Here is a 13,617-nt window from a genome sequence, read left to right on the forward strand (position 1 = left end):
GCCGCCCGCTGCCGCCTCGGCCGGCGACGAGCACCGCGACCCCGATGACGCCGAGGCTCTGCGCCGCCGCGACGACGCCCGCCGTGCCCGGGCCCCATCCGTGGTGGCGGGCGAGCAGCGGCATCAGCAGCGAGATGACCGGCAGGAGGGATCCGGCCGCCGCCGACACCAGGACGAGAGCGGCACGCAGTACCGGGTTACGCCACGCGATCCGGAGGCCGTCGGCCGCGTCCCGGAAGGCGCCCGCCCGGGTGGCGGCCTTCGCGGTCTCCTGGGTGGGGCGGATCGATGTCATCACCCAAAGGACGACCCCGAACGTCGCCGCGTCGAAGAGCGCGGCTCCGGAAAGGTCGCCGGCCGCGACGATGAGGCCGCCCAGCGAACCGCCCGCCAGGGCGACCACCTGGCCGCCCGTCTGCCGCAAGGCGAGAGCCTTGGGCAGCTTCTCCGCTCCGACCAGCCGACGGGGCATGGAGCCGGACGCCGGCAGGTAGAAGGCGTCCACCGCACCGATCAGCAGTCCCGCGCCGATCAGGAGCCAGGTCGCGGTCGCCCACCGGAAGGCGACCAGGGCCAACGACACCGTCACGGCGATCATCACGCCGTCGCCGATCAACATGACCTTCCGGGCGCCGAACCGGTCTCCGACGGCACCGCCGATCAGCAGGAGCAGCGCCCGCGGCAGGTTGATCGCGGTCAGTACGAGACCGGCGACGGACCCGCCGTGCGCGGACGCGGCCCAGCCCAGCGCGAAGTAGAGGACCGTGTCGCCGAGCATCGAGGCGAGCACTCCGGCCAGCCAGACGATGTACGAACGGGGAAGTCGGCCCCGGCCGGACGGCGGTGCCACGGAAGGCGTCATGGCCGGACACCGTACGGGGAGGGACTGACAGCCGACTCGGCCACCGAGACAGAGTCGAGGGGGACCGGCCGAAGTCCGTCGACACGCGGCGCCCGCGCTCGGTCGGCAGCAGAGCGCTGAGGGCCTTTCCGAGGCGATGGACCCGGCGCTGGAGGGCGACATAATCGTCCTCGGAGAAGTCCGCGACGACGCCGGTGTGATGCTCGCGGGGAGCCAGCATGGTGTGGCCGAGTAGGCGTGGCGCGTTGGGGGAGAGGACCACGCACAGGTCATCCTGGTAGATCAGGGAGTCTGGCTCGCTGCTCTCGTCATCGACGAGTTCGCAGATGAAGCATCGACCAGCGCTGCTGTCGGCCTGAAGGCGAGCGGCGTACTGAGCCGTGTCGAGAACGAGCCGGGGGTGTTCGTTCAGGTCCATAGCACCCAATAAGACACGAACCTCGCATACCAGACAGAATCTGTCTTCTGTTCGGTATAAGTTCCGGCTCGTCGACCCTGGCGGCGCGAGAGAGGACCTCCGAACACAGACGCCGCCGGGACGTGCACCCGCTGGTCCATCGCCAAAGCCGTGGGCCGGTCGGCTCGGCCCGGGTCGGCCCGATGGATCGACCCCGGGCGTCCTGTAAAAGATCTTGTACGGCCGGCCTGCGCAGCGATCGCCGAGGTGTGCCGGATGTCCGTACGTTCTGGTGCTGACGCCCGCGCCGTACGGCAGACTCCTGGATGATTCGGGCTTCGCCTGGTGTCGTGAGCCCTCAGATCACCCCGTTTCATGCATAATTTATATTATGCATGATGGAAGAGACGCCAGATCGGGCGCTCTCCTGCCTGGGCCCGGAGGTGGCCGGTGATGTTGTTCGTGGACGCGAAGGCGGAGTTCTTCTTGTCGTTGCGGCCGGCGAAGCCGGCTCCGGGCACGATGGCCGGCTATGACAGTGATCTGCGGATCATCGGTGGGATCGCGGCGCGGTTGTGCGATGTTCCGCTGGTGGAGCTCGGTGTGGATCGGTTGTCGGGCCGGGTGTTGCGTGCGGCGTTCGCGGAGTTCGCCGATGATCATGCGGCGGCGAGCATTCTGCGGGCGTGGTCGGCGTGGAACCGGTTCATGAACTTCGCGGTGGCCGAGGAGCTGGTGGAGGGTAATCCGATGGCGGCGGTGCCGCATCCGAAGGCGCCGTCGAAGGCGCCGAAGCCGTTTCAGGGTGATGGGACGGCGCGGACGCTGCTGGAGCGGATCGCGGCGGGTGCGCGGGAGGCGCGGGATCCGTGGGTGGAGCGGGATCTGGTGGCGTTGGCGTTTCCGCTGGTGACGGGCGCTCGTTCGGCGGAGTTGCTGGGCGTGACGCTGGGGGCGTTCGGTGGCTCCCCCGGTGATCGCCGGGTGCGGTTGACCGGTAAGGGCGGTAAGACGCGGAGTGTGCCGGTCGAGGTGCCGTTGGAGCGGCTGGTGGACGCGTATCTGCTGTCGCGGATGGAGCGGTTCGGGCTGTCGGGTCTTCCGTTGAGCGCTCCCCTGCTGGTCGACACGAGGAATGAGCCGTTGCGGCGTGGTGGCCTGCAGTATCTGGTGGCGCAGTGTTACCGGTACGCGGGCGTGCATGACCGGGTGTCGCGGGGTGCGCTGGTGCACACGTTGCGTCATGAGTTCGCGACGCGGCTGGCGGAGAACGGCGCGTCGGCGCATGAGCTGAAGGAGCTGCTGGGGCATTCGTCGATCGCGACGGGCCAGCACTATGTGGAGTCGACGGCGCGGGAGTTGCGGATGGCGGCGAGTTCGAGTCCGGCGTACGGGGTGCTGGACTCGTTGCTGGGCTCCTCTCCCCCGGCGGCCGCGCCCGGGCCGCCGCTGCCGGAGTGACACCGGTGAAGGCAGAGCCTGTACGGGTGTGCGAGAACAGGTAACAAGGCGTGATACAAAACGCGCCACATGTGTTGTGACCTGCGCGGATACCATTTTTTCGCGGGTAGTGTGAAATGCACTTGCTTCACCGTCTTTCCGCGGCGACGCTGCCGCGGCCGGTGGATACGCGTACCTGGCGGTGACGACCCCGCTCGCCGGGTCGCGCCAATGGTCCAATGGCACCGGCCGGCTTCGGCCGCACATCCCGGATGAGACCCCTGATGAAACGACTCGTGATGTTGTCCGCGGCTACCGTTCTGGCGGCGACGATGACCACCACCCCCACCTCTGGCGCCACCGTGAAGAGTGCCACCGCGCCGCGCTCCGGCGCGGCGTCTCATGGCACTTTGATCCTGGTCGGCGGGGCGTTGTCGGATGACAACGCCGAGATCTACCGGCGGATCGTCCAGGCCTCCGGCGGCGCGCACGCGCGGATCGGTGTCATCACCGCGGCGTCCGTTCCGCCCAGTCAGGATCCGCAGGCCGGTTCGCCCGGTGCCGCCAACAGCGTCACCAACGGCCGCTTCTACACCAACATTCTCAGGAGGTACGGTGCGGGGGCGGTGCAGTGGATCCCGGTCGACCTGGACCATCCGAACGCGGCCGACAGCCCCGAGGTCGCCGCGCAGGCCGCGTCGATGACCGGGTTCGTCTTCGGCGGTGGTGATCAGTACCGGCTGGTGACGACGCTGTTGCACGGTGCCGCGCACACCGATACCCGGCTGATGGCGACGATCCGCGCGCGGTACGCGCAGGGTGCCCTGGTCGCGGGCAGCAGTGCCGGCGCGCAGATCCAGTCCGGGCCGGACATGGTCACCGGCGGCACCAGCTATCAGGGGCTGCGTGATGGGAGCCGCGCGGGGTACTTCGGTGACGGCAGTGTTCTGGGCGATCTGCCGCAGGGGGGCTTCGGGCTGTTCACCGACGGCCTGATCGACACGCATTTCTCCGCGAACGGCCGTCTCGGGCGTGCGGTGCGTCTGGCCGCCGACACCGGGCATCGGCGTGTCTTCGGGCTGGATCCGGACACGGCCTTGGAGGTGGCGCCGGCCGGTGCTGGTGGTCGTACGCTGCGGGTTCTGGGCCGTCATGGTGTGTCCGTGGTGGATCTGCGCGGTGCCAGGGTCGGTTCCCGCGAGGGTCACTGGTCGATCAGTGGGGTGCGGTGGAGTTATCTGACGGACGGCGCGGTGTACGACCCGGCCGCCTGGACCGTGCGGATGCCGTCCGGTGCGGTGCCGTTGGCGACGGCGGACCGTGATGCCGCTTCGCCCGTGGAGGACGTGTTCGACTCGGCGGCGGCCGACCATGATCGTTTCTCTCTGCCCCGTGCCGCGGCCGATCTGGCGGGGTCGGCGCGGTCGGTCACGGTCGTGGGGCACAGTTACGAGACCTCGCCGGTGTATGCCGTCGTGTTGCGTAAGGCGGGCGGGTTCGCCGCGTATCGGGTCGGGTCCGCCGTCGCCTTCACCGGGTTGACGGTGGAGATGTACGCGCTGCCGGCGTCGGCGGTCGCCGTGCGGTGATCGGTACGGGGTGGGTGGCGCATAATCTCCGGTGTCATCCGCCTGCCGTGAATCGAATAAAGGGAGCCCGTGAGCGACACCGTCCGTTACGAGACGAAGGACCGCAAGGCCTACCTGACCCTCAATCGCCCCGACCGGCTGAACGCGATCGATGATGAGCTCGCCCGTGCGCTGCCGCGTGCGGTCGAACGCGCCGATGAGGATCCTGATGTGCGCGTCATCATCGTGCGGGGTGCCGGTCGCGCGTTCTGTTCCGGCTATGACCTGAAGGACTATGCCGAACGCGGTGTCGGGACGCAGGAGGAGGTCTGGGATCCGGTCCGGGACTACCGGATGATGAAGCGTCACACCGATGAGTACTTCTCGCTGTGGCGTTCGCTGAAGCCGACCATCGCGCAGGTGCACGGGTATGCGGTCGCCGGTGGCAGTGACATCGCGTTGTCGTGCGACATGGTGGTCATGGCCGAGGATGCCCGGATCGGTTACATGCCGTCCCGGGTGTGGGGGTGTCCGACGACGGCGATGTGGGTGTACCGGCTGGGTGCCGAGCGTGCCAAGCGGATGTTGCTGACGGGTGACACCATCGATGGCCGGCAGGCGGCCGAGTGGGGGCTGGTGCTGGAGTCGGTGCCGGCCGAGCGGCTCGGTGAGCGTGTCGAGGCGCTCGCCGATCGGATCGCGGGTGTGCCGGTGAATCAGCTGGTGATGCAGAAGCTCATGATCAATCAGGCGTACGACAACATGGGGCTGCAGGGCACGCAGATTCTGGCGACGCTGTTCGACGGGATCGCCCGCCACTCCCCCGAGGGCCGCTGGTTCCAGCGGTTCGCCGCCGAGCACGGTTTTCATGAGGCGGTGCGCTGGCGTGACTCCGGTCGCCCGATTCCCGAGGGTGGCGGTCCCGTTCCGTCGGCGCGTGATCTGGAGGACCCGCGGTGATCACCGAGTCGTACTGGCCGGCCGACACGTCGCGGCCGGTGCTGGAGTTGACCGCGGGTGAGCTGTTGCGTCGGGTGGCGGCCGCGGATCCGGGTCGTACGGCGCTCGTCGAGGCGGCTCCGGTGGGGTCGGCGCTCACCGGCGCGGCGCGTACGGATCGCCGGTGGAGTTACGCGGAGTTGCTCGCGGACGCCGAGCGGGCCGCGGCGTGGCTGGGCAGCCGGTTCTCCCCCGGTGAGCATGTCGCGGTGTGGGCGCCGAATGTGCCCGAGTGGGTGATTCTGCAGTACGGTGCCGCGCTCGCGGGGATCGTGCTGGTCACCGCGAACCCGGCGTTGCGTGAGCCGGAGCTGGAGTATCTGCTGCGGCAGTCCCGCAGTGTCGGTGTGGTCCATGTCGACGCGTTCCGTGGTACGGACATGGCGGCGGTCGTCGCGGGGGTCCGGGGCCGGCTGCCGGGTCTGCGGGAGGCGGTCAGTTTCACCGGCTGGGCCGATCACATCGAGGGTACGGCGGCGCGGCAGTTGCCGCGGGTGCGGCCCGAGGATCCGATGCAGATCCAGTACACGTCGGGGACCACGGGTTTTCCCAAGGGCGCGGTGCTGAACCATCGCGGCATGGTCACGAACGCGTCCTATGTCTTCGCGCGCGCGGGGTTTCCCGAGGGTGGGGTGTGGGTGACCGCTCTGCCGCTGTTCCATACGGCGGGGTGTGGTCTGTCGGTGCTGGGTACCGCTTCGGCCGGTGGCACGCTGGTGCTCGCGCAGTCGTTCCAGCCCGAGCTCGTCCTGTCCGCTCTGCAGGAGTGGCGGGCGGACGCGTTCGCGGGAGTGCCGGCGATGTATTCGGGTCTGCTGGCCCATCCTCGTTTTGCGGACCATGACCTCGGTGGGTGCCGGATTCTGGCGTCCGGTGGGGACGCGGTGCCGCCGTCGCTGGTCGAGGACGCCGAGCGGAGGTTCGGTGCGCGGTTCACGACGGTGTACGGGCAGACCGAGCTCAGCCCGATCCTGGCGCAGACCGGTACGGATGATGCGGTCGTGGATCGGCGGGAGACGACGGGGCGGCCGTTGTGGCAGGCCGAGGTGAAGATCGTTGATGGGTCCGGGGCGGTGCTGCCGGTCGGTGTGGAGGGTGAGATTCTGGCGCGCGGTTACCAGGTGATGCGCGAGTATTTCGGCATGCCGGAGGCGACGGCGGCGGCGATCGACGCGGACGGCTGGCTGCGGACCGGTGATCTGGGGGTCATGGACGGGCGTGGTTTTCTGCGTGTCACCGGTCGTCTCAAAGACATGATCATTCGTGGTGGGGAGAACATCTATCCGCGTGAGGTCGAGGTGGCGTTGGCGCGTCATTCCGGTGTGGCCGGCGCGGCGGTGCTCGGTGTCTCCGATCCGGAGTGGGGTGAGCAGGTCGCCGCGGTGATCGTGCCGGCCGGGCCGTTGCCGGCGGCCGCGGATCTGCACGCTCATCTGCGGGCGTTGCTCGCTCCGTACAAGACGCCCCGTCACTGGTACGTCGCGAACGCGATTCCGGTCAATGCGATGGGGAAGGTGCAGAAGTTCCTGCTGAGGCGGTGGATCGACGCCGGGGAGCTCCGCGTGCTGGCCTGATTCTTCAGACGTCGGCGGCGTCGGCGGTGGGTGAGGGAGCGCCCGGGGTGAGGCGGAACGGGCGTTCGCCGTCGTGGCCGCGTGCGGCGCTGAGGAACAGGCAGCGGCCGGTGAGCGTCCGGCGGGCGAAGTCGTAGAGGTGTGTCACGAAGACCACGCGGATGCCCAGGTCGGTGAGGGCCCGGATGATCTCGGCGGCGATGGTGGAGCCTTCGCGTTCGTTGGTGGACATGAACGACTCGTTGCACAGCACCAGGTCGCCGGGGCGTAGGGCTTTGCCGCTCGTCATCGTGTGGTCTTCTTCGCGCCTGAAGTGGGTGTGGACGGCGCCGGTGACGGCGCCGGTGATTGAGGCGGTCAGGCTGCGGGCGGCGACGAACATTCCGCTGTGGGTCATCAGGTGGGCCACGCCGACGCTGCGCAGGAAGGTGGTCTTGCCGCCTCCGTTCGCGCCGGTGATGTCGAGGCCCAGGTCGTGGAGGTGTTCCGGTGCGGGTCCGGCCGGGGGTCCGTGGTGGGCGAATGCGAATGGTCCTTGCCTTCCGCTCGGACGGCCGGGAATCCGGATTATCGCTCAGGTGGAGGCGTGGCGCCTGTCCCCCGGCCCGTGGACGCCGGTGTCGACGCCGTCGAACGACGCCGCTGCCCGCGCGGCGGTGTTGCGGGCGCGGCGTCCGGTGCTGACCAGTCCCAGGGTGAGAATGCCCGCGCCGAGGGCGAGGATGAGCCACCACACGCGGTGCTCGGCGCCGGTGTAGGCGGTTCCGCCGCGGGTCAGGGCGGATCCGACGGCGGTCCCGGCGATCGCGACGCCCAGGGTGGTGCCGGTCTGCCGGCCGGCGGAGGCCAGTGAGGTGGCCACTCCGGCCATCGAGCGGGGCATCCCGGAGACCGCGGTGTTGGTGATCGGCGGGTTGACGGTGCCGAGGAAGACGCCGAACAGCAGGTAGGTCGCGAGTACGGCCGGCAGCGGCGTGGCCGGTCCCAGCCGGAGGGACGCGGCTCCGCCCAGGGCCAGCGCGGCCCCGGAGATCACCAGTGGCACGCGGGGGCCGTGCGTGCCGACCAGCCGGCCGGCGAACGGGGACAGCACCAGGACCGGCGCCCCGACCGGGAGCAGGCACAGCCCGGCCGACAGCGCCGACAGGCCGCGTACGTCCTGCAGGTACTGGGTGGTGACGAACAGGAACGCGCCGAACCCGCACAGCGCCAGCAGCGCCATCACGATCGCGGCGCTGAACGGGACGCTGCGGAACAGGCGCAGCTCCAGCAGCGGGTCGGCGCGGCGGGGTTGGTGGCCGAGGATGCCCAGGACGGCCAGTACGGCGACGGTGAGCAGGCCGAGGATGACCGGTGAGGTCCAGCCCAGCGACGGCGACTCGATGGTCGCGTACACGACGCCGCCCAGCACGAGGATCATCAGGGTCTGGCCGACCGGGTCGAAGCGGCGTGCGCGGGCGGCGCGGGACTCGGGTACGAACAGTGCGGTGCCGGTGATCGCGGCGGCCACGATCGGCACGTTGACCCAGAAGATGGCGTGCCAGCCGAGGCCGTCGACCAGGCCGCCGCCGAGGATGGGGCCCAGCGCGAGCGCCAGGCCGCTCATCGAGCCGAACACGCCGATGGCCTGGGCCCGTTCGGCCGGGTCGGGGAACGTGGTGGCGACGATCGCCATCGCGACCGGGTTGAGCATCGTGCCGCCGGCGGCCTGGAGCGCGCGGGCGGCGATGAGCCAGCCGATGCCCGGTGCCAGGCCGCACAGCAGCGAGCCGAGCCCGAAGGCGGCCAGGCCGATCTGGAAGACGCGCCGGCGGCCCATCCGGTCGGCGGTGGAGCCGGCCAGGACGAGGAATCCGGCGAGTACCAGGGTGTACGCGTCGACGGTCCACTGCAGGCCGGACTCTGAGGCGTGCAGGTCGGCGCGGATGGCCGGCAGGGCGACGTTGACGATGGAGATGTCCATGACGACGACGATGATGCTGGTGCAGCAGATCGCGAGTATGAGGAGCCGGTGGCGTCGGGTGAGGTCGCCGGTGTCCGGCGGCGTCGGGAAGCGCATGGGCCACGACGGTAGGATTTAGAGCGTGCTCGAAGTCAATCCGGGACCGGGCGCGTGTCCGGGCGTCGCCCTCCCCCGCCCGTAAATCTGTTTCCGGGGGTGCATGAACGCCGATAACGTGCAGGTCATGAGTACGAGCGCATGGTTCGACCGTCCGGTGCTGGCCGGAGACCACGTCCGGCTGGAGCCGCTCGGGCCCGAGCACGCCGAAGGACTGTACGAGGCGGGCAAGGACCCGGAGGTCTGGCGGTGGCTGAACGTCCGGCAGCCGTCCGACGTGGCGGAGGCGCACCGCATGGTCGAGGCGGAGCTTCGCGCGGTGGAGGCCGGCCGGCTGCCCTGGGCGCAGATCGACGCCGTCACCGGTGAGGTCGCCGGCATGACGTCGTACTACGAGATCGAACCGGCGCACCGTGGCCTGTGCATCGGGCACACCTGGATCGGCACCCGCTGGCAGCGTACGGCCCTGAACACCGAGGCCAAGCTCCTGCTGCTGGAGCGGGCGTTCGACGTGCTGGGCGCCATCCGGGTCGGCTGGCACACCCACCACCGCAACGAGCGCTCCCAGCGCGCCATCGAACGTCTCGGTGCGAGCCGCGAAGGGGTGCTGCGCAGCCACCGCATTCGGCCCGACGGGTCGGTCCGCGACACGGTCTGCTACTCGATGCTCGCCTCGGAGTGGCCCGCCGCCCGTGACCGGCTGCGGGCCCGCATGGCCTCCGCCTGACCCCGCGCCGTACCGCACTCGTCGCCCGGGGCGGACCAGATCGGGTTCCCCGCGGCCCGGTCAGGTGCCGATGTAGGCCGCGAGGTGCTCGCCGGTGAGGGTGGAGCGGGCGGCGACCAGATCGGCGGGTGTGCCCTCGAAGACGATCCGGCCGCCGTCGTGGCCGGCGCCGGGCCCCAGGTCGATGATCCAGTCGGCGTGGGCCATGACCGCCTGGTGATGCTCGATGACGATGACCGACTTGCCGGAGTCGACGAGCCGGTCGAGCAGGCCGAGCAGCTGCTCGACGTCGGCGAGGTGGAGGCCGGTGGTCGGCTCGTCGAGGACGTACGTGCCGCCCTTGCCGGACATGTGGGTGGCCAGCTTGAGCCGCTGCCGTTCGCCGCCGGACAGTGTGGTGAGCGGCTGGCCCAGGGTGAGGTAGCCGAGCCCGACGTCGGTGAGCCGGTCGAGGATCTTGTGCGCGGCCGGTGTGCGGGCCTCCCCGGCGCCGAAGAACTTTTCGGCCTCGGTCACCGGCATCGCGAGTACCTCGCTGATGTCGCGGCCGCCGAGGTGGTACTCCAGCACCGACGCCTGGAACCGCTTGCCGTCGCACTCTTCGCACGTGGTGGCGACCCCGGCCATCATCGCCAGGTCGGTGTAGATCACGCCGGCGCCGTTGCAGGTGGGGCAGGCGCCTTCGGAGTTGGCGCTGAACAGCGCCGGCTTCACGCCGTTGGCCTTCGCGAACGCCTTGCGGATCGGGTCGAGGAGCCCGGTGTAGGTGGCCGGGTTGCTGCGCCGCGATCCGCGGATCGCCCCCTGGTCGACCGACACGACCCCGTCGCGCCCGGCCACCGAGCCGTGGATCAGCGAGCTCTTGCCCGAGCCGGCCACGCCGGTGACGACGACCAGCACACCGAGCGGGATGTCGACGTCGACGTCGCGGAGGTTGTGCTTCGCCGCGCCGCGGATCTCCAGGGTCCCCGACGGTTTCCGTACCGTCTCCTTCAGGGTGGCCCGGTCGTCGAGATGGCGGCCGGTGGTGGTGTCGCTGGCCCGCAGCCCCTCGACGGTGCCCTCGAAGCAGACGGCGCCGCCCGCCGTACCGGCGCCGGGACCGAGGTCGACGACGTGGTCGGCGATCGCGATCGCCTCCGGCTTGTGCTCCACGACCAGCACGGTGTTGCCCTTGTCGCGCAGTTGCAGCAGCAACTCGTTCATCCGCTGGATGTCGTGGGGGTGCAGCCCGATCGTCGGCTCGTCGAAGACATAGGTGACGTCGGTGAGTGAGGACCCGAGATGGCGGATCATCTTGGTGCGCTGCGCCTCGCCGCCCGAGAGCGTGCCCGACGGGCGGTCCAGGCTGAGGTAGCCGAGTCCGATCCCCACGAACGAGTCGAGGGTGTGCCGCAGCGCCGTCAGCAGCGGCGCGACCGATGGTTCGGCCAGGCCGCCGACCCACTCGGCGAGGTCGCTGATCTGCATCGCGCAGGCGTCGGCGATGCCGACCCCGTCGATCTTCGACGATCGGGCCTCCTCGCTGAGCCGGGTGCCCTCGCACGCGGGGCAGGTGGTGAAGGTGACCGCCCGTTCCACGAAGGCGCGGATGTGCGGCTGCAGGGAGTCGACGTCCTTGGACAGCATCGATTTTTGGATCTTGGGGATCAGGCCCTCGTACGTCAGGTTGATGCCCTCAACCTTGATCTTGGTCGGCCCCTTGTGGAGCAGGTCGTCCAGCTCTCGCTTGGTGTACTTCTTGATCGGCTTGTCCGGGTCGAAGAGGCCGCAGCCGCTGAAGATGCGGCCGTACCAGCCGTCCATGCTGTAGCCGGGGATCGTGAGCGCGCCCTCGTTGAGCGACTTGGTGTCGTCGTACAGCTGGGACAGGTCGATGTCGTTGACCGAGCCCCGGCCCTCGCAGCGCGGGCACATGCCGCCGGTGATGCTGAAGGCGCGACGTTCCTTCACGGTCCGTCCCGAGCGTTCCAACGTGACGGCGCCCGCTCCACTGATCGAGGCGACGTTGAAGGAGAACGCCTTGGGCGAGCCGATGTGCGGCGTACCGAGCCGGCTGAACAGGATGCGCAGCATCGCGTTGGCGTCGGTGGCCGTGCCCACCGTGGATCGGGGATCGGCGCCCATCCGCTGCTGGTCGACGATGATCGCGGTCGTCAGCCCGTCGAGGACGTCGACCTCCGGCCGCGCCAGCGTCGGCATGAAGCCCTGCACGAACGCGCTGTAGGTCTCGTTGATCAGCCGCTGCGACTCGGCGGCGATCGTGTCGAACACCAGCGAGCTCTTGCCCGAACCGGAGACCCCGGTGAACACCGTCAGCCGGCGTTTGGGGATCTCGACGCTGACGTCCTTGAGGTTGTTCTCACGCGCACCGTGCACGCGGATCAGATCGTGGCTGTCGGCCACATGCGGCGCAGGCGACTGCGTGTCGTCCAAGCTCATCGTGTTCCCATCTGTCTGCGGGGCCGTGCTCGCGGCCTTCGTCGGTGTCGCCTGGCTCGATCTGACCAGCGTTGATGAGCAGTATGTCTGTTCTCTTCCAGTTCGGCCCAGCCGAAGGTCCCCGGGTCAGGGAGCCGGGCCTGAGGCCGGTCACATCGGCTGTGGCGGTCAGGCTAGCCGCGGCCTGCGGCCCGCGCTTCTCGAATCCTGACCGCCCCCGCACCGGGACGGGGTCGTGCGCCTCGTGGCGTCGTCCGCCGCCCCGTCCAGGTGGACGTTCCGGGTCGTAGATCTCGCGGTCGCCGGGGTCCTCCTCGTAATCGGCCTGCGGTTCGGCGCGTTCGAGGTACGTCAGGAGTCCGGGCGCCTGCCATCTGCGGCCCGTCTGCGGCCGATCGCGTGGCGGCTCGCGGGAGGGTCAGTCGTGCGGGGGCAGCCGGCCGATCTGGTGGTCGGCCACGCTCAGTGCCTCGTGCACCAGCCGCTGAATGTGCCCGTGCCGCAGCGCGTACACGACCCGGCGGCCGTCCTTGCGTGTGGTTACCAGTCCGGCCAGGCGCAGGCGGGCCAGATGCTGACTGACCGAGGTACGGCTCGCCCCGCACGCCTCGGTCAGCGTGCTCACGTCCGCCTCCCCGTCGCACAGACGGCGCAGCAGGACCAGGCGGGTGCGGTCGGCCAGCAGACCGAGCACCGCGACCGCCGCCTCCACCCGCTCACCGGCCGGTACCTGCGAACCATGCGCACCTGATAGATGCATGCGTGCGCTCATATGCACATAATGAGGTCATGGCCGGTACGGTGTCCACCCGGCCGCCGCAGGTTGTCCACAGCCGTCCCGTGCATCTTCCGCCCCCCGCTCCCCACCCTGGACACTGGAAGTGGGCTGGAGCCCCCCGGGCGGGAGGGGCGTGAGGACCGGAGGGGGCGGGGATGCCCGTCCCGTGCAGAAGGGCAGGTGTCAGGCGTGTGTGAGAGTTCCGTCGGCGGTCGGCCGCGTCGTCAGGCCGATGCGGCCGGCCGTGATCATGCTGCCGTCTCCGGCTGCGCGGACATTCGCGACCACGTGGCCGTCACTCATGGCACCGATGCCCGTGGCCGTACGACCGCCGACCATCACGTCGGCGGTCATGACCGTGGTTCGCGGGGCTCCGCCGCGCACGGTCATCACCCTGAGGCGCACGCGGCGGGGCATGGCCATCGTCATGACGGGGGCGGGCGTGCGGCGCGGGTGTGGCACGGGCTTCGGCATCTGCTCGTGCCGCACGGGCACGAGGCCGCCGACAAGGTCGACGGCGCGATGGAGTCCTCCGCCGAGGGCATGCGGACCCTGTGGGTCTCCCTCGCCGTGCTCGGACTCACCGCCGCGCTGCAGGCCGCCGTCGCGGCCTGGTCCGGTTCGGTCGCGCTGCTCGGCGACGCGCTGCACAACGCCGCCGACGCGTTGACCTCGCTGCCGCTCGCGCTGGCGTTCGTGCTCGGCCGCCGGGCGGCCACGCGCCGGTTCACCTACGCGTTCGGGCGCGCCGAGGACCTCGCCGGCGTCGTC

The 13,617-nt window shown here is 70.0% G+C and carries 12 protein-coding genes; 6 read left to right on the top strand and 6 right to left on the bottom strand.

Annotation, left to right across the window (positions count from 1 at the left end):
- A partial coding sequence (locus tag ACFFNX_RS25155; protein ID WP_378207037.1) for an MFS transporter occupies positions 1-862 on the bottom strand: 862 nt, incomplete at its 3' end.
- Between the two features lie 919 nt (positions 863-1,781).
- On the opposite strand from ACFFNX_RS25155, the gene ACFFNX_RS25160 reads away from it, so the two are divergent.
- The 4 genes from ACFFNX_RS25160 to ACFFNX_RS25175 all read left to right on the top strand — a co-directional run bounded on the left by ACFFNX_RS25160 (position 1,782) and on the right by ACFFNX_RS25175 (position 6,840).
- Positions 1,782-2,720: a tyrosine-type recombinase/integrase gene (locus tag ACFFNX_RS25160; protein ID WP_378207040.1), complete on the top strand. Its 939-nt coding sequence runs from the start codon at positions 1,782-1,784 to the stop codon at positions 2,718-2,720.
- A gap of 263 nt (positions 2,721-2,983) precedes the next feature.
- On the top strand, positions 2,984-4,288 hold the full coding sequence (locus ACFFNX_RS25165) for a cyanophycinase (RefSeq protein WP_378207043.1): 1,305 nt from the start codon (positions 2,984-2,986) through the stop codon (positions 4,286-4,288).
- A 69-nt stretch (positions 4,289-4,357) separates the two neighbouring features.
- Positions 4,358-5,227 (top strand): crotonase/enoyl-CoA hydratase family protein, encoded by an 870-nt coding sequence (locus tag ACFFNX_RS25170; protein WP_378207046.1) that lies wholly within the window; start codon positions 4,358-4,360, stop codon positions 5,225-5,227.
- On the top strand, positions 5,224-6,840 hold the full coding sequence (locus ACFFNX_RS25175) for an AMP-binding protein (protein WP_378207049.1): 1,617 nt from the start codon (positions 5,224-5,226) through the stop codon (positions 6,838-6,840). Before ACFFNX_RS25170 ends, ACFFNX_RS25175 begins: the two co-directional genes overlap by 4 nt.
- A 4-nt stretch (positions 6,841-6,844) precedes the next feature.
- On the opposite strand, the gene ACFFNX_RS25180 is transcribed toward ACFFNX_RS25175, so the two are convergent.
- Both ACFFNX_RS25180 and ACFFNX_RS25185 read right to left on the bottom strand, forming a co-directional pair.
- On the bottom strand, positions 6,845-7,411 hold the full coding sequence (locus ACFFNX_RS25180; protein WP_378207073.1) for a MutS-related protein: 567 nt from the start codon (positions 7,409-7,411) through the stop codon (positions 6,845-6,847).
- Positions 7,412-7,414: 3 nt separating this feature from the next.
- Positions 7,415-8,899, bottom strand: a complete 1,485-nt coding sequence (locus ACFFNX_RS25185; RefSeq protein ID WP_378207053.1) for an MFS transporter — start codon at positions 8,897-8,899, stop codon at positions 7,415-7,417.
- 127 nt (positions 8,900-9,026) lie between these two features.
- Between ACFFNX_RS25185 and ACFFNX_RS25190 the strand changes: the two genes are divergently transcribed.
- Entirely contained in the window at positions 9,027-9,626 is a 600-nt protein-coding gene (locus ACFFNX_RS25190) for a GNAT family N-acetyltransferase (protein ID WP_378207056.1), read from the top strand.
- A 60-nt stretch (positions 9,627-9,686) separates the two neighbouring features.
- Here ACFFNX_RS25190 and ACFFNX_RS25195 read toward each other — a convergent pair whose 3' ends face one another.
- From ACFFNX_RS25195 to ACFFNX_RS25205, 3 genes are all read right to left on the bottom strand, one after another.
- A complete protein-coding gene (locus ACFFNX_RS25195) occupies positions 9,687-12,068 on the bottom strand; it encodes an ATP-binding cassette domain-containing protein (RefSeq protein WP_378207059.1) in 2,382 nt (793 codons plus the stop codon).
- Between the two features lie 418 nt (positions 12,069-12,486).
- The gene (locus ACFFNX_RS25200; RefSeq protein WP_378207063.1) at positions 12,487-12,840 is read right to left on the bottom strand and encodes an ArsR/SmtB family transcription factor; all 354 of its coding nucleotides are present in this window, start codon (positions 12,838-12,840) and stop codon (positions 12,487-12,489) included.
- Between the two features lie 189 nt (positions 12,841-13,029).
- Complete coding sequence (locus ACFFNX_RS25205; RefSeq protein WP_378207066.1) at positions 13,030-13,263, bottom strand: hypothetical protein; 234 nt, start codon at positions 13,261-13,263, stop codon at positions 13,030-13,032.
- Between the two features lie 36 nt (positions 13,264-13,299).
- Between ACFFNX_RS25205 and ACFFNX_RS25210 the strand changes: the two genes are divergently transcribed.
- Positions 13,300-13,617 (top strand): cation efflux transmembrane domain-containing protein (locus ACFFNX_RS25210; protein ID WP_378207069.1); only part of this gene is annotated, 318 nt, incomplete at its 3' end.

This window comes from Actinoallomurus acaciae (genome assembly GCF_042429965.1).
Lineage (GTDB): Bacteria > Actinomycetota > Actinomycetes > Streptosporangiales > Streptosporangiaceae > Actinoallomurus > Actinoallomurus acaciae.